Source organism: Streptomyces sp. NBC_00193 (assembly GCF_026342735.1).
Taxonomy (GTDB): domain Bacteria; phylum Actinomycetota; class Actinomycetes; order Streptomycetales; family Streptomycetaceae; genus Streptomyces; species Streptomyces stoeckheimensis.
In genome coordinates this window covers 1,840,227-1,866,654 of sequence record NZ_JAPEMM010000001.1, presented here as the reverse complement: position 1 = coordinate 1,866,654, position 26,428 = coordinate 1,840,227, and the positions used below count along the sequence as shown (strand labels likewise).

Sequence of the window (26,428 nt, the reverse complement as noted above, 5' to 3'; positions counted from 1 at the left end):
CGTGCCCGGATTTCGCCATCCTGCCAGCGATCACTGGCAGAAATGGCAAAATCCGGTTACCGGCGGGTACCCAAAGCACCCCCCGGCGCAATACGCTCACGGCCATGACGGACACGCAGGCCCCGGCCCCCCTCCGCAGCGCCCCGCAGCCCACCAACCCGGTCGCCCCCGCCCCGGCCGGCGCCCGGAGCGCCGCCGACGTGGTGACCCCCGAACTGGTCGCCCGGCTGACCCGCGGAGTGGCCGGCTCCGGCCGCACCGCCAACCACAGCCCCTTCACCGGGGACCGGCTCGCGGAGCTCCCCGAAGCCACCCCCGAGGACGTGGCGGAGGCCTTCGCCGCCGCCCGCGCCGCGCAGCCCGCCTGGGCCGCCGTGCCCGTCCGCGCGCGGGCCGCCGTACTGCTGCGCTTCCACGACCTGGTCCTCTCCCGGCAGGCCGAGGTGCTCGACCTGATCCAGCTGGAGACCGGCAAGGCCCGGCTGCACGCCCACGAGGAGGTCCAGGCCGTCTCCATCGCGGCCCGGCACTACGGCCGCAAGGCGCCCTCGTACCTGCGCCCCAAGGGCCACACGGGCGCGATGCCCACCCTCACCAAGGTCACCGAGCTGCGCCAGCCGCGCGGGGTCATCGGCCAGATCGCCCCCTGGAACTACCCCCTCGAACTCTCCATCGGCGACGCCCTGCCCGCCTTCGTCGCGGGCAACGCCGTCGTGATGAAGCCCGACACGGAGACCGCGCTCACCGCCCTGTGGGCCCGCGACCTGATGATCGAGGCGGGCCTGCCGGCCGAGGTGTTCCAGATCGTCCTCGGCGAGGGCCCGGTCGTCGGCCCCGAGGTGGTCCGGCACGCCGACTACGTTTCGTTCACCGGTTCCACGCGTACCGGCCGCGAGGTCGCCCAGGGTGCGGCCGCCCGCCTGGTCGGCGCCTCCCTCGAACTGGGCGGCAAGAACGCCATGCTCGTCCTGCGCGACGCCGACGTGGAGAAGGCCGCCGCCGGCGCCGTCCGCGCCTGCTTCTCCTCCGCGGGCCAGCTCTGCATCTCCATCGAGCGGCTGTACGTGCACGCCTCGATCGCCGACGAGTTCGTCGCCCGGTTCGCCGCCCGGACCAAGGCCATGCGCCTCGGCTCCTCCCTCGCCTACGGCGCGGACATGGGCTCCCTGGCCGGCGAACGCCAGCTGGAGGCCGTACAGCGGCACGTGGACGACGCCGTGGCCAAGGGCGCCACCCTCGTCACCGGCGGCGTCGCCCGCCCCGACATCGGCCCGCTCTTCTACGAGCCGACCATCCTCGACGGCGTCGAGGCCGCCATGGCGGTGTGCGGGGAGGAGACCTTCGGTCCGGTCGTCTCCATCTACCGCTTCACCGACGAGGACGAGGTCATCGAAGAGGCCAACGGCACCTCCTACGGCCTGAACTCCAGCGTGTGGACGAAGGACGCCCGCCGCGGCCACGCCGTCTCGGCCCGCCTGCGCACCGGCACCGTCAACATCAACGAGGGCTACGCCCCGGCCTACGGCTCCGCCCAGGCGCCCATGGGCGGCATGAAGGAATCCGGCCTCGGCCGCCGCCACGGCTCCGAGGGCATCCTCAAGTACACCGAGGCCCAGACCGTCGCCCACCAGCGGCTGCTGCCGATGGCACCCTCGTTCGGGATGGACGACGAGAAGTACGCGGCGTTCATGACCCGCAGCCTCCAGGTCATGAAGGCGTTCCGACTCCGCTAGTCCGTTCCGCCCGTCCGTTCCGTTTGGAGGCACCGCAGTGTCGTACGACTACGACTACGACGTCATCGTCATCGGATCGGGTTTCGGAGGGTCGGTCTCGGCGCTGCGGCTCTCCGAGAAGGGGTACCGGGTCGGCGTCCTGGAGGCAGGACGCCGGTTCACCCGCGAGAGCCTGCCGAAGAACAGCTGGGACCTGCGCAACTACCTGTGGGCCCCGGCCCTCGGCCTGTACGGGATCCAGCGCATCCACCTCCTCGGCAACGTGATGGTCCTCGCGGGCGCCGGGGTCGGCGGCGGCTCCCTCAACTACGCCAACACCCTCTACGTGCCCCCCACCGCCTTCTTCGAGGACCGGCAGTGGGCGTCCATCACGGACTGGCACGACGAGCTCGCCCCCTACTACGACCAGGCCAAGCGGATGCTGGGGGTCCGGCTCAACCCGACGACGACCCCCTCCGACGTCCACCTCAAGGCGGCCGCCGCCAAGATGGGCGTCGCGGACTCCTTCCACATGGCCCCGGTCGGCGTCTTCTTCGGGGACGGCGACGATGCCGAGGGCCAGGCCAAGGTCCGCCCCGGCGAGGAGGTCGCCGACCCGTACTTCGGCGGCGCCGGCCCCGCCCGCAAGGCCTGCACCGAGTGCGGGGAGTGCATGACCGGCTGCCGGCACGGCGCGAAGAACACCCTGGGCGAGAACTACCTGCACCTCGCGGAGCGGGCCGGCGCCGTCATCCACCCCATGACCACGGTCACCGCCCTCTCCGAGCACCCCGACGGCGGCTACCGCGTCCGCACCGTCCCCACCGACCAGCGACGCAAGAGCGCCAAGGGCGCTGCCAAGGTGCTGCGCGCCCGCTACGTGGTCGTCGCGGCGGGCACGTACGGGACCCAGACGCTCCTGCACACCATGAAGGACCTCGGCGAGCTGCCCCGCCTCTCGGACCGGCTCGGCGATCTGACCCGGACCAACTCCGAAGGCCTCGTAGGCGCGCAGACGGATGACCGGCGCTACCGCAAGCGGCACGGCAAGGACAAGCGGGCCGACTTCACGCGGGGCGTGGCCATCACCTCCTCGGTGCACCCCGACGCCGACACGCACATCGAGCCGGTGCGCTACGGCAAGGGCTCCAACGCCATGGGGTTCATGACGATCCTCCAGGTGCCCTACTCCACCCACCGGGTCCGCGCCTGGTTCGGGCGCACCGCCCGGCACCCGGTGCAGCTGCTGCGGTCCCTGTCCAACCGGCGCTGGTCGGAGCGGACCATCATCGGCCTGGTCATGCAGTCCCTGGACAACTCCCTGACCACCTACCGCAAGCCCGGCGGCATAGGGAAGGGCCTGCTCACGGCCCGGCAGGGCCACGGAGCGCCCAACCCCGTGCAGATCGCCGAGGCCACGCGGGCGGCGACGCTGCTGGCCGAGGAGATCAACGGATTCCCGGGCAGCAACATCGGCGAGCTGATGGGCACCCCGCTGACGGCGCACTTCCTCGGCGGCTGCCCGATCGGCGCCTCGCCCGAGGAGGGCGTGGTCGACCCGTACCACCGGCTCTACGGGCACCCGGGCATCTCGGTGGTGGACGGTTCGGCGGTCTCCGCGAACCTCGGGGTCAACCCGTCGCTGACGATCACCGCGCAGGCGGAACGGGCGATGTCCTACTGGCCGAACAACGGCGAGCGCGATCCGCGCCCGGAGCAGGGGGCGGCCTACACCCGCCTGACGGCCGTGGAACCGGTCAGCCCGGCGGTGCCGAAGGAGGCCTTCGGGGCGCTGCGCCTGCCGTTCCTGGCGGTACCGGAGGTTCCGCCGCGCTCGGCGGTACCCACCGAATGAACGACTTCGGCGGGTACCGCACTCCCCCTCCGAGTGCGGTACCCGCCGAACTACATGCAAGACATCTGCTCGCCCCGGATGGTTGTAGGGAAATCCGATGGCGGAGGTGTGGCGTCCGTCACAGCATGAGTGGCACAACCAGAGAGGGCCCTCGCGGGTCAGGACCGGCATGAGAAAGCGCATCTCCCTGCTGGCGGCAGCCGGCCTGGTGGCCGTCGGTCTGGCCGCCGCCCCAGCGAACGCCGCGGATCCGGTGTTCACGCTCACCAGCCCGGCGGAGATCGGCCTGTTCCCGCACCCGGGGCAGAGCGGCAAGCCGCGGACGAGCACGGTCGACTTCCGTGTCGAGAGCGAGGCCGACGAGCCCTTCGGCAACCAGAGCACCTACACGATCGACCTGAGCGCTCTCAAGGGCATCGTCGACGTGACGCTCCCGAAGGAGCAGTTCGCCGACTGCAAGCTCGTCGCGACGACGGTCACCTGCAAGGACTGGGGGATCTGGCACGGAACCCCGGTGGTGTCCCTCGACCTCGCCGCAGCCGAGGGCAGCAAGCTCGGGACGGTCGTCGACCTGACGATGACCGGCTCTGCGGAGGGCGCCACCTTCAAGCCCGCCACCACCAAGGTCAAGGTCGGCGGCCCCGACCTGGTCATGGAGAAGGCCGATCTCAAGGCGAAGCTGACTCCGGGCGAGACCCAGCCGCTCCCGATCGTCTTCGGCAACACGGGTACCGAGTCCGTCAAGGGCGTGGCGCTGGAACTGGGCACCACGCACGGCATGGGCCTGGTCGAGCAGTACGACAACTGCGCCTACAGCGAGGACGACAGCGAGAGCCAGCCCTGGAACGTGGGCTGGGGCACGACGGTCTGCACCTTCGACAACGAGATCAAGCCCGGCGAGGTCTGGGAGATCGCCGGCGCGCTGACCCTCAAGGCCGCTCCGCACGCCTTCATCGAGGGCCTGATCTACGGGGTGCACGAGGCCGGCTCCCAGCCGAAGTCCACGCAGAAGCTCAGCACGCCCCGCACGGGCAAGAAGCTGGGCCTCACGGCGCGCTCGGCCAAGGCCGCACCGCGCACGGCGGACCTGGACCCGTGGAACAACCAGCACGAGTTCGACTTCTCGGTGAAGAACACCGCAGACCTGGTGGCCACCCCCACCTCCCTGAAGGGCAAGGCGGGCGAGACGGTCAAGGCCGGGATCGGCTTCCGCAACGAAGGCCCGGCGTGGATCGCCCACCTCCGGTCCGGCGAGGACGTGGCCATGGCGGACATCGTGATCCCGGCCGGCGCGAAGGTCACCAAGGTGCCGGAGTTCTGCAGGGCCGCCACGGCCTCGGGGGACTACCGCGAGGAGCAGTTGGGTGCCCCGCGCTACTTCTGCCCGACCTCGCACGTCATCGGGGAGAAGGAGAACTTCGCCTTCCCGTTCGAGCTGAAGATCGAGAAGGTGATCGCGGACGCCACCGGCTCCGTCACGGTCGGCGGCTGGGCCCCGAACGGCACCAGGCCGGCGAGCTGGGACCCGAACCACGCCAACAACAAGGCCGCCTTCGTGATCAACGGCAAGCAGGTCACGCCCACGCCGGCCCCGACCACCCCCGGCCCGGCGCCGACGGCTTCCACGAGCCCGTCGGCCACGCCGGGTGCGAGCACCACTCCGAGCCCGGGTGCCGGTACGGGCAACGGCAAGACGCCGAACGGCGGCCTCGCCGAGACCGGCGCCGCGACCGGGCCGGTGCTGATCGCCGGTGTGGCGCTCGTCGCCGCCGGTGGCGCGGTGTTCCTGGCCTTCCGCCGGCGGGCCACCGGCCGCGCGTAAGCAGGAGAACAGCAGAAGAACGGCCGGTCCGGGGCGTCCCCCGGGCCGGCCGTCCTTTGTGTGGTGACCGGGCTGCTGTCCCCTGCCGTCCGGTCACATGAAGGAGCGAGGTCCCACGACGCACGCCCGGCAGGGGGTGCGTCTCATCGCTCCAGCGGAGCCACGCGTGGTGCTGCGGTCCCGCACCTGGCTGGCACGGTCATCCGCATCAACGAAGGGCCGTGGGGGCGGTCACGGTCCGGACGGGTGACGAACAGCGACGCGGGCACCGCCACGGGCATCGCCATGGGTGCCTCCACGGACAGCGCCAAGGGCACCGTCACGGACATCGCCACGGGCCTCAGGCCCGGCCGCGGCACAGCTCCAGCAAGGTCATCGCGAGCGTGGTGCCGGGCTTGCCGAGGGCGTCGCTCCAGTGGCTCAGGACCTCCATCTCCCGGGACAGGTGCACCCGGCGCCCGCCCGAGCCGATCCGGGCGTCCTGGATGACGGTCGAGACGGCCATCCGCTCCTGGATCAGGCCGATGATCCGGTCGTCGATGGCGTCGATCCGCTCGCGGGAGTCGGCGATGAGCTGCTCGGGGGTGGTGACGGACATGGGGTTCTCCTGTCGGTGGGGGTCCGACCGGAGCGGGAAACGCCAGAGCGCCCCGGTCCTGTCGGACCGGGGCGCTCTGGGAAGTCAGTGGCTCAAGCGAGCATCACGATGACCCATGGCGACCGGACCGGCCGGTGCCATAGGTAAAGAGGAAGCTCAGCTGCTTGCGCATGGAGGGATTATGACCCTCTGTCCCGCTCCGTGCCAAGCCGGTTCGGACGGTGAGACGAAGAGGGGTATCCGTCCCCCGTTAGAATCGACAAAACAACCCCCTCTTCCGCCGGAAGGCCTGCCCCGTGCCAGAAGCCACCTTCGCCACCCACGACAGCGCCCCGGACACGGTTCTCGTCGTCGACTTCGGCGCCCAGTACGCGCAGCTGATCGCCCGCCGCGTCCGCGAGGCACGGGTCTACTCCGAGGTCGTGCCCAGCACGATGCCCGTGGCCGAGATGCTCGCCAAGAACCCGAAGGCGATCATCCTGTCCGGCGGCCCGTCCTCCGTGTACGAGGAGGGCGCACCCCAGCTCGACGGTGCGATCTTCGAGGCCGGCGTCCCCGTCTTCGGCATGTGCTACGGCTTCCAGCTCATGGCGGTCACCCTCGGCGGCACCGTCGACAACACCGGCTCGCGCGAGTACGGCCGCACCCCGCTGGCCGTCTCCAAGGCCGGATCCACCCTGTTCGAGGGCACCCCCGAGAACCAGTCGGTGTGGATGTCCCACGGCGACGCCTGCTCCGCCGCTCCCGAGGGCTTCACCGTCACCGCGTCGACCGACGTCGTCCCGGTCGCGGCCTTCGAGAACGACGAGAAGAAGCTCTACGGCGTGCAGTACCACCCCGAGGTGATGCACTCCACGCACGGCCAGCAGATCCTGGAGCACTTCCTCTACCGCGGTGCGGGCCTGCAGCCCACCTGGACCCCCGGCAACATCGTCGAGGAGCAGGTCGCCCTCATCCGCGAGCAGGTCGGCGACAAGCGCGCCATCTGCGGCCTGTCCGGCGGCGTGGACTCCGCGGTCGCCGCGGCCCTCGTGCAGAAGGCCATCGGCTCGCAGCTCACCTGCGTGTACGTGGACCACGGTCTGATGCGCAAGGGCGAGACCGAGCAGGTCGAGAAGGACTTCGTCGCCGCCACCGGCGTGCAGCTGAAGGTCGTCGACGCGCAGGAGCGCTTCCTGAACGCGCTGGCCGGCGTCTCCGACCCGGAGACCAAGCGCAAGATCATCGGCCGCGAGTTCATCCGCGTCTTCGAGCAGGCCCAGCTGGAGATCCTCCAGGAGGACGGCCCGGCGGTGGCCTTCCTGGTCCAGGGCACCCTGTACCCGGACGTCGTCGAGTCCGGCGGCGGCACCGGCACCGCCAACATCAAGTCCCACCACAACGTGGGCGGGCTCCCCGAGGACATCGAGTTCGAGCTCGTCGAGCCGCTGCGCCAGCTGTTCAAGGACGAGGTCCGGATGGTCGGCCAGGAGCTCGGCCTGCCCGCCGAGATCGTCCAGCGCCAGCCGTTCCCCGGCCCCGGCCTCGGCATCCGCATCGTCGGCGAGGTCACCAAGGAGCGCCTGGACCTGCTCCGCGAGGCCGACGCCATCGCCCGCCACGAGCTCACGGCGGCCGGCCTGGACCGCGAGATCTGGCAGTGCCCGGTCGTCCTGCTGGCCGATGTCCGCAGCGTCGGCGTCCAGGGTGACGGCCGTACGTACGGCCACCCGATCGTGCTGCGCCCCGTCTCCTCCGAGGACGCGATGACCGCGGACTGGACGCGCATGCCGTACGAGGTGCTCGCGCGGATCTCCACCCGCATCACCAACGAGGTGCCGGACGTCAACCGCGTCGTCCTGGACTGCACGAGCAAGCCCCCGGGCACCATCGAGTGGGAGTAAGCCTCCCGCTCGCCCTGCCGTAAGTGACGAGGCCGCCGCTCCCGCCCGGGGAGCGGCGGCCTCGCCGCGTGTATGGCCTCTTCGGCCGGTCGCCGGTACTTTGCGCCGCGACCTTGAAGGAGGGGCCATGACCGAGCGACTCGTACCCGCATCCGCACCCGCACCCGTGCCCGTGGAGCGGCTGGGCTTCGAGATGCCGCCGGTGTTCGCCACCCCCGGGGAGGAGCGCGCGCACCGCAAGGAGCGGCTCGCAGCGGTGCTGCGGCTGCTGGGGAGGCTCGGGTACGAGGACGGGGTGGGCGGGCACGTCAGCGCCCGGGACCCGGAGTTCGAGGACTGCTACTGGGTGAACCCCTTCGGCCGGGCCTTCGGCGCGATCGGCCCCGACGACCTGCTGCTGGTCGACGGGGAGGGGCGGGTCCGCCAGGGGGAGCGCAGGGTCAACCAGCTGGCCTTCGCCGTGCACGCGGCCGTCCACCGGGCCCGGCCCGCCGTGGTGGCCGTCGTCCGCACGCAGGCCCCGTACGGCAGGGCGCTCGCCGCGCTCGGCGAACTGCTCGCCCCCGTCACCCAGGAGGCCTGCGCCTTCTACGAGGACCACGCGCTGCTCGACGAGTTCATGGGCGGCGGGGCCCTCGGCGGCGGGGGCGCGGGCACCGGGGACGCCGAGCGGATCGCGGGCGCGCTCGGCCCCTACAAGGCGCTGGTGCTGCGCAACATCGGGCTGCTGACGGTCGGCGACTCGGTGGAGGCCGCCGCGTGGTGGTTCATCGCGGCGGAGCGGGCCGCGCAGGTGCAGCTGATCGCACGGGCGGCCGGGAAAGCGGTGCTCATCAGCCACCACAGCGCCCTCGCGACCCGGGAGCGGTTCGGGTCGGACCTCGCCGCCTGGGCCAACTGCCAGCCGCTGCTGGAGACCGCCGGAGCGGGTCCGTCAACATCATGAACGGTTAATCACCTGCTCTGACATCGTGCGCAATCCGGAACACTGCCGCAGTGGTGCACAATTCGCTGGCATTGCACCGTAGTTCAGAGAGGCGGCACGTTCGTGGCTGTCCAAGAGATGTCCAGAAGCACCCATACCGCGGCCTGTGCCTGCGAGGACTGCACACGAGAGGGGCACCGCCGGGCGGTCGCAGCGTTCCTGGCGAAGCGCGACGAGTTCGCCTCCGGGCAGGGGGTTCCGGCCGCCGTGGCCCACTCCCTCGGAGCCTCCCGCCAGTGGGTCTCCGACGAGCTGACCCTGTCCGCCCGGACGGTCGCCGACCGGGGCCGGGAGGCGGGCAGTTCCTGGCTCTACCTGTTCTCCCGGCGGGCCGTCCTCGCCGTGTGGATCGCCGCGGGGGTGCTGCTCCTGGTCCAGGTCGGCACCGCGCTCGGCACCGGCTGGTCCACGGCGCGCACCGCCGGGCTGCTGGCCGCGCTCGTGCTGGCCGCCCTGCTGACGGTGGCGGCCCGCGCGCAGACGCTCCGGGGCGGCCTGCTGGCCCCGCTGGTCGGGGAGGACAACCGGCTGTCCACCTCGAAGGCGGTGCCGAGCGCCTGGCTGGTGCTCACCGCCTTCGCGACGCTGCTGCCCGCGCTGCGGCTGGCGGCCTCCTCGCCGGGACCCGAGCGCCAGGCGCTGTACGAGGGTTTCGCGCTCGACCGGGCGCTGCCGCTGCTGGCGGTCCTCGGGCTGACCTCGGGGGTCGCGGTGCTGGTGCGCCGGGTGGTCTCCGTACGGATCATGGGGCAGCGGTTGCAGAAGCTGCCCGCGGACCGGCCGTCCGGGGCGGACCTGCTGACGGACGACGCGGGCCGGGGCTCCTTCCCGGACGCCCAGTACGTGCTGGTCTCCACGGTGGTGCTGGGCTTCGCGGGGGTCTCGCTGGCCCGGTTCCCGGACCGGCTGCCGGCGCTGCCGTGGGCGCTCGCGCTGCTGGTGGCGCTGTCGGCGGCCGTGTACCTGGCGGCGAAGTACGCCGAGGGCAGCCGCCCGCTGGTCCTGTCGGTGGTGCGCAGACGCGAGCCCGGGGATCTGGACGCGGCGATCCGCCCCGGGGACGACATCGAGATCCGCGGAGTGGGCTTCGTACCGCCGGGGGCGCAGACGCCGGAGATGCTGGCCCGGCTGGTGGTCCGAGTCGGCGCGGTCCACGTGCACGTACCGCTGGTCCCGGTGGCGGGCGGCTTCACCAACCCGTCCGACGCCGTGCTGACCGTGCCGATTCCGGCGGAAGTGGAGCCGGGGCGGATCGAGATCCAGGTCGTCACCGCCGCGGGGGTGGAATCCAACCGGTGCACCATCGACGTGGCGGAGTGAAGCGGGTACACATAGCGCGTGACCCGAACTGACGTCCCCTCCGGCGCCCCTTACGCTCCTACCGGACCGAGCGGCACCCGCGCCCTGCGCGAGCCCGCCGCCCGCCACGCGCTCCTGCCCCTGCGGATCTTCCTCGGCGTGACCTTCGTCTACGCAGGCCTGGACAAGCTGACCGACTCCGCCTTCCTCTCCGCCACCGGCAGCGGCTCCATCGGCGAGCTGATGGCCGGGGTGCGCGACACCTCGGCGATCCCGGCCATGGTGGACCTGGCCCTGAAGGCGCCCGTCGGTTTCGCCGTGGCCCTGGCCATCGGGGAACTCCTGGTCGGCCTGGGGGTCCTGGCCGGACTGCTGACCCGGATCGCATCCGTCGGCGGAGCCCTGATCTCGCTCAGCCTGTGGCTCACCGTGTCCTGGGCGGTGACCCCCTACTACTACGGCAACGACCTGATCTACCTGATGGCCTGGACCCCGCTGGTCCTCGCCGGGGCGCCCTACCTCTCGCTGGACTCGCTGATCCGCTCCCGCCGGTCACGGCGCACGGCGTAGGTCACCAGCCCGGCGACGGCGGCGAAGGCGAGACCGCCCGCAGTCATCATGAGGACGAAGAACCAGGGCGGATCGGCCTGGCCCGCCGCGCCGAGGAGATAGAGCACCCCGGCCGCCATCAGGACCAGTCCCGCGATCAGCCGTCCCGGCTGGAACTCATGACGCCGCACGGGCCACCTCCACCTGTCCCACACCCGCGCTCAGGTGCAACTCGATCGTGCCGCCGGCCTCGGTGCCGGGGGAGGGCTGCAGGGTCACCCGCCGCACCTCGTCGCGGCTCTGGATGCGTATGTGTTCGCTCGTGTCGCCGGGCATCTGGATGTCGCCCAGCTTGATGAGCGCCTCCGTCTCCGCGGTGACCTCCCTCGGGAGGATCACCCGCAGCCGGCCCGCGTCCATGGAGGCCCGGACGAGCACGGTCGTGCCCTTGGGCACGTCCAGGCGGCTGAGGTCCAAGGTGGCGAGCCCGGTGCCCGCCTCGTAGGACGGCGCCACGTCGGCCACGGCGGCCGGCCGCCAGACGACGTCCTTCCACGCGGTGCCGATCTCCTTGGGCAGGGCCACCGCCCCGGCCAGCAGCACGGCGGTGATCACCGAGAGCAGGACGGTGCCGAAGCCGGTGCGGCCCTTGACCGAACTCACCGCGAGCCCGAGGCCGAAGACGGCGAGGGCGGAGGCGAAGCCCACCTGCAGGGCATGGCTCAGCGTGCTGCCCTCCCAGACCGAGGCGGTGGCGACGACCCAGGCGAGCAGGGCCAGCACGAACACCCGGCCGCCGATACCGCCCCGCGGCTCCCTGCGGACCTGCTGCGCGTCCTCCGGTGCCGCGGGCGCGGCCGGACCGCCGCCGGGGCCGGCGGGCACCGAGTCCTCGGGACCCCACAGGTAGCCCGTCGAGCCGACCGGCCCCGTGGTGCCGTCCTTGACCAGCGGATCCCGCCACCAGGACGGGCCGCCGGGCACGGGCGGCGCCTGGGTCTCCGGCGGCGCCGGACTGTGCACGGTGCGGTGCCCGGTGCGGGTCGCCGCCGGGTACACGAACTCCGCGCCCGCGGCGGCCTGCTCCTCCTCTCCCGGCTGGAGCCGCCCGCCGGACCCGCTCCGCCGCCGCTGCGACCAGTACGCCGCGCCGCCCAGCGCCAGCACGGCCAGGACGGAGAAGACCGCCAGCCCGCCGTTGTCCAGCATCGACAGGAACAGGGCGCAGCCCACCAGCGCGGCGAACACCGCCGCCAGCGTCGAGCCCTCGATCCGGCCGGTCAGCAGCTTCTTCGCCTCGCTGTCCTCCTCGCCCTCCTGGGGCAGCAGCAGCCACGCGAAGCCGTAGAAGATCAGACCGACGCCGCCGGTGACGGCGAGGACGCCGAGGACGATCCGGAATATCACCGGGTCGAGGTCGAAGTACCGGCCCAGGCCGCTGCACACGCCCGCGAGCACCTTGTCGCGCTTGCCGCGGCGCAGAGGAGGGCGCTCGGCGAGCGGCGAGGCGGAGCCGGCGCCCGGGCCGGCCGCGCTCGAGCCGGCTCCTGCGTCCGGCGGCGGGGATTCGTGTACTTCGGTCATGCGTACATGGTGACGGTCCGCCGTCGCCGCGGGCATCCGGATCTACCCTGGCGCAACCCTGATATCCCCCCGAGAGAACTGGGGGGCTGCCCTGATGCCACGGGCAGCGCGAGCGTGTGACCATCGGTGACATGCCCGTAGCAGCCGCCCCCCGCACGCCGTACGCACCGGACTCCGACGAGACGCCGCAGCGCAAGCTCTACCGCAGCGCCGACGGCCGGATGCTCGGCGGAGTCGCGCGCGGCCTCGCCGGGCACCTGGGCCTGCCCGTCGTCTGGGTCCGGCTCACCTTCCTCGGCCTGTTCATGTGGGGCGACGGCCTCGGCGTGCTGCTCTACGCCGCGTTCTGGGTCTTCGTACCGCTCGGCGTCGGCGGCCGCAGCGGCCACCGCTCCTACTTCGACACCCTCCCCGACGGCACCCGGCGGCTGCGCAAGCCCGAGCGGGGCCAGATCATCGCGCTGATCGCGCTGTGCGTCGGCGCGGGCATCTTCATCTCCCAGGTCCAGGTCGGCGGCAGCTCCGGACGGTACGTGTGGCCGACCCTGCTCGTCGGAGCCGGCGTGGTCCTCGTCTGGCGCCAGGCCGACAACGCCCGCCGCGCCCACTGGAACGCCGCCGCCGGCCGGCACGCCCGGCTGCTGCAGGCCGCCCGCGCGCTCGCCGGCGTCGCCCTGGTCGGCGTGGGCCTGACCGTCTTCATCGTGGTCCGCGGCTCCGCCGCCCAGCTCGGCAACGTACTGACCGCCACCCTCGCCGTCCTCGTCGGCGTCGCCCTCCTGGCGGGACCCTGGCTGATCCGCATGACCCAGGACCTCTCCGAGGAGCGCCTGATGCGCATCCGCGCCCAGGAGCGCGCCGAGGTGGCCGCCCACGTCCACGACTCCGTGCTGCACACCCTCACCCTGATCCAGCGCAACGCCGAGGACGTCGGGGAGGTGCGCCGCCTCGCCCGGGCCCAGGAGCGGGAGCTGCGCAACTGGCTGTACAAGCCCGAGGGCACCGGCAAGGACGAGGGCGAGGAGCCGACGACGCTGGCCGAGGCCGTGAAGAAGACAGCCGCCGAGGTGGAGGACCACCACGGGGTCCAGATCGAGGTGGTCGTCGTCGGCGACTGCCCCCTCGACGAGAAGCTGGCCGCACAGATGCAGGCCGCGCGCGAGGCGATGGTCAATGCCGCCAAGTACGGTGGCGACGGCGGCCCCGTCCAGGTGTACGCCGAGGTGGAGGGCCAGACGGTGTTCGTGTCCGTACGCGACCGCGGACCCGGCTTCGACATGGACGCGGTACCGGACGACCGCATGGGCGTACGAGAATCGATCATCGGCCGGATGCAGCGCAACGGCGGGACCGCGCGACTGCGGTCCGCGCCGGACGGCGGCACGGAAGTCGAGCTGGAGATGGAGAGGGCGGCGAAGGCAGCATGACCGAGGACAGCGCGAGCACCGGCGGCGTGACCAGGAGGGTCCGGGTGGTGCTCGTCGACGACCACCGGATGTTCCGCACCGGGGTGCAGGCCGAGATCGGCGAGACCGAGCGGACCGGGGTCGAGGTCGTCGGCGAGGCCGCCGACGTGGACCAGGCCGTCACCGTCATCACCGCCACCCGCCCCGAGGTGGTGCTCCTCGACGTGCACCTGCCCGGTGGCGGCGGCGTCGAGGTACTGCGCCGCTGCGCCCCGCTGATGGGCGCCGTCGAGGACCCGGTGCGGTTCCTGGCCCTGTCGGTGTCGGACGCCGCCGAGGACGTCATCGGCGTCATCCGGGGCGGAGCCCGCGGCTACGTCACCAAGACGATCACCGGCACCGACCTGGTCGACTCGGTCTTCCGCGTCCAGGACGGGGACGCGGTGTTCTCGCCGCGGCTGGCGGGCTTCGTGCTCGACGCCTTCGCCTCGACGGACGCCCCGCCGGTCGACGAGGACCTGGACCGCCTCACCCAGCGCGAGCGCGAGGTGCTGCGGCTGATCGCGCGCGGGTACGCGTACAAGGAGATCGCCAAGCAGCTGTTCATCTCGGTCAAGACGGTGGAATCCCACGTCTCGGCGGTGCTGCGCAAGCTCCAGCTCTCCAACCGCCACGAGCTGACCCGCTGGGCGACGGCCCGCCGCCTGATCTGAGCCCCGGTGGTCCCGGCCCCGGTCAGGCGGGCCGCGAGGCTCCGGCCCAGGGCATCGAGTCCACCGGCGCGACGCGGACCGTGGAGCCGGGGCGCGGGGCGTGGATCATCTGGCCGTTGCCGACGTACATGCCGACGTGCGTGACGCCGGAGTAGAAGAACACCAGGTCACCGGGGGCCAGCGCGTCGCGGGAGACCCGCCGGCCCGCGTTGATCTGGGTGTAGGTGGTCCGCGGCAGCGCGACCCCGGCCGCGCGCCAGGCCGCCTGGGTCAGACCGGAGCAGTCGAACGAGCCCGGGCCCGTCGCGCCCCAGACGTACGGCTTGCCGATCGCCCCGTACGCGAACGCCACCGCGCGGGCCGCGCGCGAGCCGTCGGAGGGCGGCGGAGCCTGGGTGGCGGGGCCGGCCGGGGCGGGGCCGGCCGAGCGGGCCTCGTAGGCCGCCCGCTCCTCGGCCGTCAGCTTCGCCAGCAGCCGCTGCGCGGCGGTCAGCTTCTCCTCGATCCGGGCCTTGTGGCCCGCGAGTTCGCCCTGCCGGGCCCGCAGGTCGGCGAGGCGTCCGGCGGCCTGGTCCTTCAGCTTCCCGACCTCGTCGAGCCCCCGCCGCACGGCCGAGATCTCCGCCGCGTTGCGGTTGCCGGCGCGGGTGATGAGGGCGGCCCGGTCCAGGTACTCCTGCGGATCGTCGGACATCGCCAGCTGGACGGCGGCGCCCAGCGTGCCGCTGCGGTACTGCGTCGCGGCCAGCGAACCGAGCGTGCTGCGGGCCGTGTTGAGCTGGTCGGTCTTGCGGGCGGTCTCGTCCCGCAGCCCGTCGAGGGCCCGCTGCGCCTCGTCGGCCTTCTCCTTCGCCCCGTTGTACTGGTCCGTCGCCGCCTCGGCCTCCTCGTAGAGCCGGTCCATCTCCGCCTTGACCTGCGAGGGCGTCGGCTGCGGATCGGCGTGGGAGATGCCTTCGAAGGCGGTGGCGGTGGCAGCGCCCGCGAGGGCGAGGGTGGCGGCGGTGGTGCGTACGGTGCTCCGTGCCGTGCCGCTGGTGAGCGGGCGCTGCCTGGGCTTTCGATGACTGGCCACGAGGGCCTCACGTCCTTCCTCCGTCGGTGCTTGGGGGAGGACGCTAGACCCGAAGGTAACGGGCAGATGACGAGATGATCGAAAGTGGCGGTACGTAACCGGACCTGGCCGGGCGAGTGCCTGTCGATGGCCTTCCGTTACCCGCGGATGTCCGTCAGGCGGGCGAAGACGACCACGTTGCCGTCGTAGCCACCCTTCTTGGAGAAGCCGCCGCCACAGGTGATCACGCGGAGCTCCGGAGCGCCCTTGGGGCCGTAGACCCGCGCCGCCGGAAAGTCGTTCTTGCCCACGACCTCGATGCCGTACACGGTGAACACGGCGGTACGGCCGTCCTGTCGGTCCACCTCGATGTGCCGGCCCTGCTCGAGCGAACCGAGCGTGTAGAAGACGGCCGGCCCCCGCTTGTTGTCCACGTGACCGTCGATCACCGTCGTGCCCTGGGCGCCCGGGGCGGGGGAACCCTCGTACCAGCCGGCAAGGTTCCCGTCCTGCGGCGGCGGGGCGTCCACCCAGCCCTCGGCGTCGAGCCCGACCCGGGTGACCGGGGCGTCGACCTGTACGGAGGGAATCCGGATCCGGGTCGGCGGGGACGGCTTCAGCGGCTGCGGGGCCGGCGGGAGGCGGCGGGCGGCCTCGTCGTGGGCCGGGTCGCTGACCAGGGAGGCGGCCTGCGCGGGCTGCGGCGGACCGCCGTTCAGGTCGAGCCCGTTGGAGAGGAGGAACGTGCCGCTGAGGGCGACCACGGCGACGACGCCCCAGCCGCCGCGGGGCTTCGTACGTTCCTGGGGGCGGGGCATGATGCGCGCTCCTTCCGTGGTGCCGGGGGTTCCGGGGCCGGGTACGGGAACGGGTGCTGAACCGGGTACTGGACCGGGCCCGTCCGGTCGCCAGGGGCGGGTCGGACGGGCCCGGCTGTCAGGGGAACAGCGGTCAGGGGGGGCAGACGTCAGGGGAACAGCGGTCAGGCCTGGTCGCCCGCCCGGCGGCGCATCAGGAACACGCCACCGCCGAGCGCACCGGCCAGCAGCGCGGAACCGGCCGCGATCTCGGTGCCGTTCAGGCCTCCGGCGCCGCCGCCGAGACCGGCCTTGACGCCCTTGGAGGGAGTGGAGGGAGTGGTCGTTCCGGTCTCCGTGCCGGTGCCGGTGCCGGTCGAGTGGCCCGCGACCGTGAGGGTGGTCGTGCCCTTCTCGCCCTTGCAGTCGAAGGTGACCTCGTACTGGGCACCCGGCTTGGCGTCCGCGTCCACCTTGGCGGTGGCGGGCTTGCCCTCGTTGAGCTCGACCGCGTCGAAGATGCCGGAGGAGGCCTTGACCAGCGGTTCCTGGCAACCGGTGGCGTTCAGCGTGACGGTGCCGCCCGCGGCGACGGTGGTGGGGGAGACGGTGAAGCCGAAGGACGTGACGTTTGGCGTGGTCCCGCCGTCGTTGGCCGAGGCGATCGGCGCGGCGAGCGCGAAGGCGGCGGTGGACAGCAGGGCTACGGACGCGACACGTATGGAACGCATGGTGAATCCTCCGGGTCCCCGAGGCGCAGCGGCGAACTGTTTGTCCGCAAAAGGGGGTAAATGCTCCTCGATGTGCTAGACGCTAGGCCCGGTTGGCGGAACCTGCGAATCGAACGGCACGAACGGACCAACGGAGAGGGTGAGTTGGCGGGCGCCCCGCCAACTCCTCTGATACGGACGGTGAGCGCCACGCCGGAGCGCCCGCCGCAGTGTGGCGCTGAGTGACGGACACGCCGAGGAACGCGCCGAGGAACACCTCGGCGCAGCGGCCAACGGAAAAGCCGGCGCCGCGCCGTTCAGCCCGGCCGGACGCTCCCGTAGATCGGTTGGTAGTAGACCGAGTCCTCGCGGACGGACGTCCCCGGGCGCGGGGCGTGGATCATGCGGCCGCCGCCGATGTAGATCCCGACGTGGCTGATGTCGGAGTAGAAGAAGACCAGGTCCCCCGGGCGCAGTGCGCTCGTCGCGATCCGCGGGGCCGCCTTCACCTGGTCCCAGGTGGTGCGCGGCAGCGTGACCCCCGCCGCCCGCCAGGCGGCCTGGGTCAGCCCGGAACAGTCGTACGAGCGCGGGCCGGTCGCGCCCCAGACGTACGGTTTTCCCAGCTGGGCCCGGGCGAAGGCCACCGCCCTGGCCCCGGCCGCCGATGCGGCGCCGTCCGCGGGCAGCGGCCCCGAAGCGGCCGGGGCCCGGGGGGCCAGGGCCCGCGCCCGCTCCGGCGCGGTGAGCTGCGCGAGCAGGGCGTTCGCCTCCGCGAGCCGGGTCTGCACGTCCTGCTTGCGCCCGCGCAGCTCCTCCTGCGCCCGCTCCAGTTCCGTGACCACAGCGGCCGCCTCCCGGCGCTTGGCGGCCGTCTCCGCCCTGGCCCGGGTGTACTGGGTGAGCAGTGCGTCCTCGCGGCCGCCGAGCCGGTTCAGCAGGTGCGTCTGCGCGAAGAAGGCCTGCGGATCGTCGCTGAGCAGCAGGGTCGCGGTCCCGCCGAGGCCGCCGGCGCCGCGGTACCGGTCGGCGGCGTAGCTGCCGAGCAGTCGCCGGGCCTCGTTCAGTTTCTGGGTGGTGCCGGCCACCTGGTCCATGAGCGCGGACAGCAGGGCCCGCTGTTCCGCGGTCCGCCCGGCCGCGGCGTCGTAGGCCTGGGTGGCCGTGCCCGCCTGCCGGTGCAGCTCGTCCACGCGGGTCCGTACCTCCTCCACCGAGGGGCGGGGCGCCGGCGCCGCGGCGGCCTGGTGGGGGAGGAGCAGGCCTAAGGAGGACAGGGCCGCGGTCGTGACGACCGCGGTGGGGGCGTTCGGATGTCTTCGGGTGCGCGGCTTGCGGTGGTGGGGGGAGGGGTGGGACGAGGGGAATCCGTACGTGTACACGGGCCGGCACCTCCTTCCGGTTGGCGGAGCACGCTAGCGCCGGAGGGGGCGCCCCGGAAGGGGGCGGGAGGGGTTCGCTGGGCATATGCCGCCGAATTCTCCGGGGCGGTACCGGGATGCGGGACCCGGGTTCTCCGAGGACGGGGACGGGATTTTTCGGGGTAGGGACCGGGATTTTCCGAGGGCGGGACCGGCTGTCGGTCCCGCCCTCTAAACTCGGAAGGCGATGAGCAGCCTCTTTGACGACAGCTTCCTGGCCGACCTCTCCCCCTCCGAAGAGGTCCCCCCGCCGCCCGAAGACCACGCCGCCCCCGAGGCGGGCGCGGACGATCTCTTCGGGGGCCGGTTCGACGCGCCCATCCACGGGGACGCGTACTACCGGGACGGCGCCCCCAGGCCCGTCATCGACCCGGCGGCGCTCCTGGAAGGGCTGAATGCGGAGCAGCGTGCCGCCGTGGTGCACGCGGGCTCCCCGCTGCTCATCGTGGCCGGCGCCGGATCGGGCAAGACGCGCGTGCTGACGCACCGCATCGGCCACCTGCTGGGCGCGCGCGGGGTCCACCCCGGCCAGATCCTGGCGATCACCTTCACCAACAAGGCCGCCGGCGAGATGAAGGAGCGCGTCGAGGGCCTGGTCGGCCCGCGCGCGAACGCCATGTGGGTCTCCACCTTCCACAGTGCGTGCGTGCGCATCCTGCGCCGCGAGTCCAAGCGGCTCGGTTTCACCTCCTCCTTCTCGATCTACGACGCGGCCGACTCGAAGCGCCTGATGGCGCTCGTCTGCCGCGACCTGGACCTGGACCCGAAGAAGTTCCCGCCGAAGGCGTTCAGCGCCAAGATCTCGAACCTGAAGAACGAGCTCATCGACGAGGACGCCTTCGCCGGACAGGCCGCCGACGGCTTCGAGAAGACCCTCGCCCAGGCGTACGCGATGTACCAGGGGCGGCTGCGCGAGGCCAACGCCCTCGACTTCGACGACATCATCATGACCACGGTCCACCTGCTCCAGGCCTTCCCGGAGGTCGCGGAGCACTACCGGCGCCGCTTCCGGCACGTGCTGGTCGACGAGTACCAGGACACCAACCACGCCCAGTACACGCTCGTGCGCGAGCTGGTCGGCACCGGCTACCCGGACCTGCCGCCCGCCGAGCTGTGCGTGGTGGGTGACGCCGACCAGTCGATCTACGCCTTCCGCGGCGCGACCATCCGCAACATCCTCCAGTTCGAAGAGGACTACGCGGACGCGACCACGATCCTGCTGGAGCAGAACTACCGCTCCACCCAGACGATCCTGTCCGCCGCCAACGCGGTCATCGAGCGCAACGAGAACCGCCGCGCGAAGAACCTGTGGACCGAGGCCGGCAGCGGCGCCGTCATCACGGGCTACGTCGCGGACACCGAGCACGACGAGGCGCAGTTCATCGCCGACGAGATCGACCGGCTGACGGACGCGGGCGACGCGAAGGCCGGCGACGTCGCGATCTTCTACCGGACCAACGCGCAGTCCCGCGTGTTCGAGGAGATCTTCATCCGGGTCGGACTGCCCTACAAGGTCGTCGGCGGCGTCCGGTTCTACGAGCGCAAGGAGGTCCGCGACGTCCTCGCGTACCTGCGCGTCCTGTCGAATCCCGAGGACAACGTCCCGCTCCGCCGGATCCTGAACGTCCCCAAGCGCGGCATCGGCGAGCGCGCCGAGGCGATGATCGACGCGCTCGCGATGCGCGAGAAGATCACCTTCCCGCAGGCGCTGCGCCGGGTCGACGAGGCCTTCGGCATGGCCGCCCGCTCGACCAATGCCGTCAAGCGCTTCAACGTGCTGATGGAGGAGCTCCGCACCATCGTCGACTCGGGTGCCGGCCCGGCGGTGGTGCTGGAAGCGGTCCTGGAGCGTACGGGCTACCTCGCCGAGCTCCAGGCCTCGACCGACCCGCAGGACGAGACGCGCATCGAGAACCTTCAGGAACTCGCCGCCGTGGCGCTCGAATTCGAGCAGGCACGGGAAGCGGCGGCGGCCGAGGCCGCCGAGAACGGCGCCCCGCCGGTCGGCCCCGGCACCCTCTCCGAGTTCCTGGAGCAGGTCGCGCTGGTCGCCGACTCCGACCAGATCCCGGACGAGGACACCGACGGCAACGGCGTCATCACCCTCATGACCCTGCACACCGCCAAGGGCCTCGAGTTCCCGGTGGTCTTCCTGACCGGCATGGAGGACGGGGTCTTCCCGCACATGCGCGCGCTGGGCCAGACCAAGGAACTGGAGGAGGAGCGCCGCCTCGCCTACGTCGGCATCACGCGGGCGCGCGAGCGGCTGTACCTGACGCGGTCGAGCATGCGCAGCGCCTGGGGCACGCCCTCCTACAACCCGCCGTCGCGGTTCCTGGAGGAGATCCCCGCCGAGTACCTGCAGTGGAAGCGGACGGGCGCGGCGCAGAAGCCGGCGGGCCCGATGCGCGGCTCCGGCTCGGGGTACGGGTCCTCGGGCTCGGGCGGCGGCTCGAAGGCCTCCTTCGGCACCTCGCCGGAGTCCTTCCTTTCCTCTTCGCGTACGAAGTCGGGCCCGTCGGGGTTCGCGACGCGGCGGGCCTCCGACAAGCCGGTCATCGCGCTGGTGGTCGGGGACCGGGTCACGCACGACCAGTTCGGGCTGGGCACGGTCATGGAGGTCAGGGGAGCGGGCGCGGACGCACAGGCCACCATCGACTTCGGGGACGAGAAGCCGAAGCGGCTCCTGCTGCGCTACGCGCCGGTGCAGAAGCTCTAGCGGGCGGGACGCGGGACGGCCCGCGGACGACGCGGAAGGGCCCGCCCCCCAAGGGGCGGGCCCTTCCGCGTTCGTTCGTCGTGCGTGCCGGGTCGGTCCTAGTTCGGGTTCAGGCCCTTGGCGCGCAGCCATGCCTGCGGGTCGACCGGGGAGCCGCCGCCCGGCCTCACCTCGAAGTGGAGGTGCGGGCCGGTGGAGTTGCCGGTGTCGCCGGAGTACGCGATCACGTCGCCGGCCTTGACCTTGCCGGAGCGGATCTTGGCGCTGCTGAGGTGGCAGTACCAGGTCTCGGTACCGTCGGGCGCGGTGAGTATCACCATGTTGCCGTAGGCGCTGTTGAACTGGCTGCGCACGGTGCCGTCGGTGGCGGCCATGACCGACGTCCCGTAGCCCACCGGGAAGTCGATGCCGGTGTGCACGGACATCCAGTTGACGCCCGCCTGCCCGAAGCCGGCGCTGAGGCCGTGCCGTGCGACGGGGAGCGCGAACTTGGGGCGGGCCGCTTCCTTGGCCGCCTCCTCCTCCGCCTTCTTCTTCTTTTCCTCGTCCTGGCGCAGGCGCAGGTCGATGCGCTCCTGGGTGCGGCTCGCCCGGTCCGCGAAGTCGCCGGCGTCGGCGCTGAGGGCGGTGAGCTGCGTGTCGAGCTTGCTGTTCGCGGCGACCGGCTTGATGGAGGCCGGGTCGGGCGCGGCCAGGGTGGTGGTCTCCTCGGACGGCTTGTCCGCACCGGTGAGCCCGCCCACGGAGGCGGCGGCGACACCCGCGACGCCCATCACGCAGGCCGAGGGAACGGCCACGGTCAGCAGCGCGGAACGCTTGGCCGGGGTACGACGGCGGTTGTTGGCACCGGCCTTGGCGGTACTCGCCTTGGCGACGGGCTTCGATCCGGGCTTGGAGCCGGCGCGGCGCGAGGGGCGCGGCTCGGCGGGCCCGGCCGGGGTGACCGGCATGGCCTGGGTGGGGAGATCGTGCACCCGGGCGTCCGCGTCGGCGTCCGCGTGGAAGTCGACGTCCGCGCCCTCGGCGTCCGCACCGGTCGGGAGGTACTCGAAGACGGCGGTCTCGGTGTAGGCCGTCTCGCCCTCGGGCGAGGTCGCGGCGTAGGGCTCGTAGCCGTAGTCGTAGGCGTACTGCTGCTCGTGGGCCTGTTCCTGCGCCGGCTCGGCGACGTGCTGCGGCTGCTGCTGCTCGTAGCCGGTGTACCCGTAGGTCTGCTCGGAGGCCGTGTTCCAGGCGGTGGCGTCGTAGGCGCCGGTCTCGGTCCCGTAGCCGGGGACCGACCAGTGGCCGGTCTGCTCGGCGGAGGTCTCGTAGCCGAAGGCGGTGGACTGGTAGTCCATGGAGACGCCGCCCTGGGCGGGGACGGTCGAGAGGTAGCCGTCGTAGCCGGCGTATCCGTCGGCGGACGGCTGCGCGTAGCCGTTCTGGGGGGCGGTCCACGCCGTGGTGTCGTACGAGCCGGTGTCGTAGGAACCGTAGGTAGCGCCGTAGTTGTAGCCCTGACCCTGTGTTTCATAGGACGCAAACGCTGAATTGCCAGCGAAAGTGGTGGTGGAAAGGCCGTCGTACCCAAAATCGGGGTACTGGCCCGACGAGGGGCGGTCGTTCACCAACTTCTCTTTCGCCTCGGCAGCGGGGGGCCTGGGTGGCCGAGGAACGTGGGGTCCTCGGAGGAGAGCAGTGGCGTGACTGTACCCGGCGGTTACACGCAACGACAATCTTCGGAGGGTTTTGTGCTCGGCGGAACCGGGCATTCGGCCGCCTTTCGGTCGGCTGAAGACCCACCCTTGGCCTTGAGTTCGAAAAGCGTTCGACTGGAGGCCGCTTTTCGCTCAGGCGACGGAAGCGGCCCCGGGGTGCGGGACGGCGATCGGCCTGGGTCCGTCGAGCGCGCGCCGGACCGCCGCGATGACGGTGGGGTGCGCGGGCAGGGCGAGATGCCCGATGCCCGTGACCTGCACGTTCTCCGCGAGCAGGTCAGGGTGCTCGATACGGGCCGTCTCGGTCGGGTCCATCAGCTCGTCGAACTCGCTCCAGAACGCCACGCACCGGGTCCGGCAGCCGGGCGCGGGCGCGCGCAGTTCGGCGAGCACCTCGGAATCCGGGCGCATCTGCCGGACCAGGGGGTGCGCGTCCATGAAGGGCGCCACGCGTGTGCCGGAATGCGGGGTGCCGAGCGTGACGAGCGTGCGGACGCGGGCGTCGCCGCCGAGGCGCTGGACGTAGTACCGCCCGACCAGCCCGCCGAGACTGTGCCCGACCAGGTCCACCCGGTCCTGCCCCGTGCGCGCGCACAGCTCCTCGACGCGGCGGGCCAGATGCCGGGCGGTGACGCGCAGGTCGCGGGTGAAGGGGGAGTAGTTGTACGCCTCCACCTGCCGCCGGCCGCCGGCCCCGAGGGAGCGGCGCAGCAGGACGAAGACGGAGCGGTTGTCGGTGAACCCGTGGAGCAGCAGCACCGGCGGACGATCGTGGGTGGCGGTGGCGGGTCGCTCCGGCAGAACTCCGGTGGGATACAGCAGGATGTGCCCGCCGAGCACGATCGCTTCCAGTACGCCGGCCCGCAGTGCGGCCCCGGACATGGTCAGCCCCATCGACGGCCCCCCCGTAGGTCCTGGCGACTCGGGACCGGGGCGTCCGACCGCCCCGTGCCGTGCGGCTGTCGGCGCGGAGCGGTGGTACGCCATCCCACGTGTGATTTCCCCCTCGTGGTTGACCGCGAAACGGGGGTGTGCGCAATGCTGTACTTAACGTTCGTTCACTCGGGAGGCAGTGCGATGGGTGTGACCGGTCCGATCCGTGTGGTGGTGGCCAAGCCGGGCCTCGACGGCCACGACCGAGGCGCCAAGGTGATCGCGCGGGCCCTGCGGGACGCGGGCATGGAGGTCATCTACACCGGCCTCCACCAGACCCCCGAACAGATCGTCGACACGGCGATCCAGGAGGACGCCGACGCGATCGGTCTGTCGATCCTGTCGGGGGCGCACAACACGCTGTTCGCGCGCGTGCTGGAACTCCTCGCGGAGCGCGACGCGGAGGACATCAAGGTGTTCGGCGGCGGCATCATCCCGGAGGCGGACATCGCTCCGCTGAAGGAGAAGGGCGTGGCCGAGATCTTCACCCCGGGCGCGACGACGACGGCCATCGTCGACTGGGTCCGCGCCCACGTCCGCCAGCCGGCCTAGCCGCAGCCCGCGCGGCGGCGTTCCGGGGGCCAGCCCCCGGACCCCTGGTCCTCAAACGCCGGACGGGCTGGATTTTGCCTGGCCTCGGCCTGTACGCGCGCCCGGCGGGGCTGGGTTGCCGCGCAGCGGCAATTCCAGCCCCGCCGGCGTTTGAGGGCCGGGGTCCGGGGCGGAGCCCCAGGCGGGTCCGGGCAGCCCGGCACCCACCCAGCCCCGCCGGCGTTTCGAGGACCGGGGTCCGGGCAGCGCCCGGGGAACGGTGGAAGGGCGGGTAGGGGACTTCGCCCCGCAGGGCTGCGCCCCGGCGCGGCGTCGGCCGAGACGCGGGCCGCATCCGGCCGCGCCGGCGATCAGCGCGGCGGCGCCAGTTCCGCGTGCAGCGCGGCCCGCAGCCGCAGGGTGGCGACCAGTCGCTGGAAGGCCTCCGACCAGTAGGCCGCCGCACCCCCCTCCTCCACCGGCTCCGCCGCCAGCGCATCGAGCCGCCCCGCCTCCGCAGGATCAAGGCACCGCTCCGCCAGCCCCATCACCCCGCTGAAGCTCCACGGGTAGCCGCCCGCCTCCCGCGCGGAGTCCAGGGCCTCGATCACCGCCCTCCCCAGCGCCCCCGCCCACGGCACCGCGCACACCCCGAGCAGCTGGAACGCCTCCGACAGCCCGTGCGCACGTATGAACTCCGCGACCCACGCCGCCCGTTCCTCGTCCCCGAGCGTCGACAGGAGCTTCGCCCGCTCCGCCAGCGACGCCGTCGCCGGGCCCGCCGCGGGCGGTGCGGAGGCCGAGCCGAGCAGCGCTTGCGACCACGCGGGGTCGCCCTGGCGCACCGCGGCCCGGCACCAGGCCGCGTGCAGTTCCTCCGCCCAGCCCTCGGCCACCGGCAGCGCCACGATCTCCGCCGGACCGAGCCCCCCGAACCGCTCCCGCCAGCACGACAGCGGCGCGGACTCCACCAGCTGCCCCAGCCACCAGGCCCGCTCTCCGCGACCGGCCGGCGGCCGTTTGACCACGCCGTCGCGCAGCATCCCCGCATCGCATGCGGCCGGCGGCGTCACCCCCTCCGGGCCGACGCAGGCCAGCGCCCGCTCCGCCATCCGCCCGGCCAGCGCCGAGGTCGGCAGCGCGGACAGCAGCTCGGCCGCGGTCGCCCGGACGTTGCGGCTGCGGTCGCCCAGCGCCGCCTCCAGGAAGGGCTCGTCGTCCGCCGACAGCCCCACCCGCAAGGAGTCGAGGAACATCAGCCGGTCCTCGGCCCGCTCGGTGCTCCACGTGGTCTCCAGCAGCCGCGGCCCGGCGGCCGCCTCGTGGGCCCGTACGAGGCCGAGCAGGGCGACCCGCTCCGCGAACAGCCCCTCCTGCCACAGCCGCTCCACCCCCGCCGAGTCCTCCGCGTCGGGCAGTTCGCCGGCGCCCCCGGATCCCCCGCGCAGCGCGAACCGCCAGTCCGGATTGAGCCGGGCCAGCCACAGCCCGCGCGTCCCCGCCAGGGCCAGCGCCTGCGGCCTGAGGTCGCTACGGGCCCGGGCGACGTCCAGCAGCGCGGGCACGAGCGAAGCCGGAGCCCGGTACCCGTGCTGTCCGGCGGCGGCCAGCCACTGCGGCAGCAGCTCCGTCAGGTCCGGGGCGGCCCCCCGCCGCCCGCTGCCGCTGCCCGCACCGGCGCGGCCCGCCAGCAGCTGCGCGAGCCGCCGCCGGGCCGGCTCCGGAGGCTCGGGACGCGGGTCGCGCGGCGCGGGCTCGGGCCGGGGGCCCGCCTCGGCGGGTCTCAGCCCGGCCCGGCGCCGCACCGTCTGCAGGGCCGCGGCCCCGAGCAGGGCCTCGGGACTGCCCCGGCGCCGCTCGGTACCCAGCAGCGCGGCGGCCACCAGCTCGTCCCAGCCCGCGTCCCCGTAGGCCGGGTCCCCGTAGGCCGGGTCCGTCGTCCCGCCCGTCGCTCTGTCCGTCGCTCTGTCCGTCGTCGTGTTCACCGGATCCCCTCCCTCTTTCCCTCGCGTGCCATGCAGTGCCGTGTACAGGTGCCTGCTCCGGTCCCGCCCCCTCCGCGGGACCGGAGCAGCTCGATCTCCCTGCGGCACACACGGCCGCACCTACGGCCTCAGCTGGCGTGGTTGTCGTCCATGAAAGCCCCCCGGCTCACTC

21 protein-coding genes are annotated in these 26,428 nt (G+C 72.6%); 11 read left to right on the top strand and 10 right to left on the bottom strand.

Annotated elements, in window-relative coordinates; translation table 11 throughout:
* Positions 1 to 104: 104 nt before the first annotated feature.
* The 3 genes from OG898_RS07815 (at position 105) to OG898_RS07805 (ending at position 5,389) form a co-directional block, all read left to right on the top strand.
* Positions 105 to 1,733, top strand: coding sequence for a succinic semialdehyde dehydrogenase (locus OG898_RS07815; protein WP_250744105.1), 1,629 nt, complete (start codon positions 105 to 107; stop codon positions 1,731 to 1,733).
* 37 nt (positions 1,734 to 1,770) lie between these two features.
* Positions 1,771 to 3,567, top strand: a complete 1,797-nt coding sequence (locus tag OG898_RS07810; protein ID WP_266955836.1) for a GMC oxidoreductase — start codon at positions 1,771 to 1,773, stop codon at positions 3,565 to 3,567.
* A 169-nt stretch (positions 3,568 to 3,736) separates the two neighbouring features.
* Positions 3,737 to 5,389 carry a peptidase gene (locus OG898_RS07805; RefSeq protein WP_266955834.1) on the top strand — a complete coding sequence of 551 codons (1,653 nt, stop codon included), beginning with the start codon at positions 3,737 to 3,739 and terminating at the stop codon, positions 5,387 to 5,389.
* A 340-nt stretch (positions 5,390 to 5,729) separates the two neighbouring features.
* Here the strand turns inward: OG898_RS07805 and OG898_RS07800 are convergent, their stop codons facing one another.
* Positions 5,730 to 5,987: a chorismate mutase gene (locus OG898_RS07800; protein ID WP_250744100.1), complete on the bottom strand. Its 258-nt coding sequence runs from the start codon at positions 5,985 to 5,987 to the stop codon at positions 5,730 to 5,732.
* A 296-nt stretch (positions 5,988 to 6,283) separates the two neighbouring features.
* Here OG898_RS07800 and guaA point away from each other — a divergent pair, with 296 nt between their 5' ends.
* The 4 genes from guaA (at position 6,284) to OG898_RS07780 (ending at position 10,724) form a co-directional block, all read left to right on the top strand.
* Entirely contained in the window at positions 6,284 to 7,870 is a 1,587-nt protein-coding gene (gene guaA, locus OG898_RS07795; RefSeq protein ID WP_250744099.1) for a glutamine-hydrolyzing GMP synthase, read from the top strand.
* 127 nt (positions 7,871 to 7,997) lie between these two features.
* A complete protein-coding gene (locus tag OG898_RS07790; RefSeq protein ID WP_266955831.1) occupies positions 7,998 to 8,816 on the top strand; it encodes a class II aldolase/adducin family protein in 819 nt (272 codons plus the stop codon).
* Between the two features lie 102 nt (positions 8,817 to 8,918).
* Positions 8,919 to 10,175, top strand: a complete 1,257-nt coding sequence (locus tag OG898_RS07785) for a hypothetical protein (RefSeq protein ID WP_266955830.1) — start codon at positions 8,919 to 8,921, stop codon at positions 10,173 to 10,175.
* Between the two features lie 84 nt (positions 10,176 to 10,259).
* A complete protein-coding gene (locus OG898_RS07780; RefSeq protein WP_250744136.1) occupies positions 10,260 to 10,724 on the top strand; it encodes a DoxX family protein in 465 nt (154 codons plus the stop codon).
* Here OG898_RS07780 and OG898_RS07775 read toward each other — a convergent pair.
* Complete coding sequence (locus OG898_RS07775) at positions 10,670 to 10,894, bottom strand: hypothetical protein (protein WP_250744096.1); 225 nt, start codon at positions 10,892 to 10,894, stop codon at positions 10,670 to 10,672. The genes OG898_RS07780 and OG898_RS07775 overlap by 55 nt on opposite strands.
* Entirely contained in the window at positions 10,881 to 12,287 is a 1,407-nt protein-coding gene (locus tag OG898_RS07770) for a PspC domain-containing protein (RefSeq protein ID WP_266955829.1), read from the bottom strand. Before OG898_RS07770 ends, OG898_RS07775 begins: the two co-directional genes overlap by 14 nt.
* Before the next feature lie 131 nt (positions 12,288 to 12,418).
* Here OG898_RS07770 and OG898_RS07765 point away from each other — a divergent pair, with 131 nt between their 5' ends.
* Complete coding sequence (locus tag OG898_RS07765; protein WP_250744093.1) at positions 12,419 to 13,714, top strand: ATP-binding protein; 1,296 nt, start codon at positions 12,419 to 12,421, stop codon at positions 13,712 to 13,714.
* Positions 13,711 to 14,406, top strand: a complete 696-nt coding sequence (locus OG898_RS07760; protein ID WP_243333471.1) for a response regulator transcription factor — start codon at positions 13,711 to 13,713, stop codon at positions 14,404 to 14,406. Before OG898_RS07765 ends, OG898_RS07760 begins: the two co-directional genes overlap by 4 nt.
* 22 nt (positions 14,407 to 14,428) lie before the next feature.
* Here the strand turns inward: OG898_RS07760 and OG898_RS07755 are convergent, their stop codons facing one another.
* The 4 genes from OG898_RS07755 to OG898_RS07740 all read right to left on the bottom strand — a co-directional run bounded on the left by OG898_RS07755 (position 14,429) and on the right by OG898_RS07740 (position 18,349).
* A complete protein-coding gene (locus OG898_RS07755) occupies positions 14,429 to 15,481 on the bottom strand; it encodes an NlpC/P60 family protein (RefSeq protein ID WP_250744091.1) in 1,053 nt (350 codons plus the stop codon).
* A gap of 137 nt (positions 15,482 to 15,618) precedes the next feature.
* A complete protein-coding gene (locus OG898_RS07750; RefSeq protein WP_250744090.1) occupies positions 15,619 to 16,278 on the bottom strand; it encodes a class F sortase in 660 nt (219 codons plus the stop codon).
* A 164-nt stretch (positions 16,279 to 16,442) separates the two neighbouring features.
* Positions 16,443 to 16,988: a hypothetical protein gene (locus OG898_RS07745; protein ID WP_250744088.1), complete on the bottom strand. Its 546-nt coding sequence runs from the start codon at positions 16,986 to 16,988 to the stop codon at positions 16,443 to 16,445.
* A 296-nt stretch (positions 16,989 to 17,284) separates the two neighbouring features.
* Positions 17,285 to 18,349 carry a C40 family peptidase gene (locus tag OG898_RS07740; protein WP_250744086.1) on the bottom strand — a complete coding sequence of 355 codons (1,065 nt, stop codon included), beginning with the start codon at positions 18,347 to 18,349 and terminating at the stop codon, positions 17,285 to 17,287.
* A 226-nt stretch (positions 18,350 to 18,575) separates the two neighbouring features.
* Here OG898_RS07740 and pcrA point away from each other — a divergent pair, with 226 nt between their 5' ends.
* Positions 18,576 to 21,107, top strand: a complete 2,532-nt coding sequence (gene pcrA / locus OG898_RS07735) for a DNA helicase PcrA (RefSeq protein ID WP_266955824.1) — start codon at positions 18,576 to 18,578, stop codon at positions 21,105 to 21,107.
* A gap of 98 nt (positions 21,108 to 21,205) precedes the next feature.
* On the opposite strand, the gene OG898_RS07730 is transcribed toward pcrA, so the two are convergent.
* The gene (locus OG898_RS07730) at positions 21,206 to 22,717 is read right to left on the bottom strand and encodes a M23 family metallopeptidase (protein ID WP_266955822.1); all 1,512 of its coding nucleotides are present in this window, start codon (positions 22,715 to 22,717) and stop codon (positions 21,206 to 21,208) included.
* Between the two features lie 222 nt (positions 22,718 to 22,939).
* Positions 22,940 to 23,701 (bottom strand): triacylglycerol lipase, encoded by a 762-nt coding sequence (locus tag OG898_RS07725; RefSeq protein WP_266955820.1) that lies wholly within the window; start codon positions 23,699 to 23,701, stop codon positions 22,940 to 22,942.
* 183 nt (positions 23,702 to 23,884) lie between these two features.
* Between OG898_RS07725 and OG898_RS07720 the strand changes: the two genes are divergently transcribed.
* Positions 23,885 to 24,292, top strand: coding sequence for a cobalamin B12-binding domain-containing protein (locus OG898_RS07720; RefSeq protein ID WP_243333486.1), 408 nt, complete (start codon positions 23,885 to 23,887; stop codon positions 24,290 to 24,292).
* 350 nt (positions 24,293 to 24,642) lie between these two features.
* Here OG898_RS07720 and OG898_RS07715 read toward each other — a convergent pair whose 3' ends face one another.
* Positions 24,643 to 26,154 carry a DUF5691 domain-containing protein gene (locus OG898_RS07715; RefSeq protein WP_266960126.1) on the bottom strand — a complete coding sequence of 504 codons (1,512 nt, stop codon included), beginning with the start codon at positions 26,152 to 26,154 and terminating at the stop codon, positions 24,643 to 24,645.
* Positions 26,155 to 26,428 lie beyond the last annotated feature (274 nt).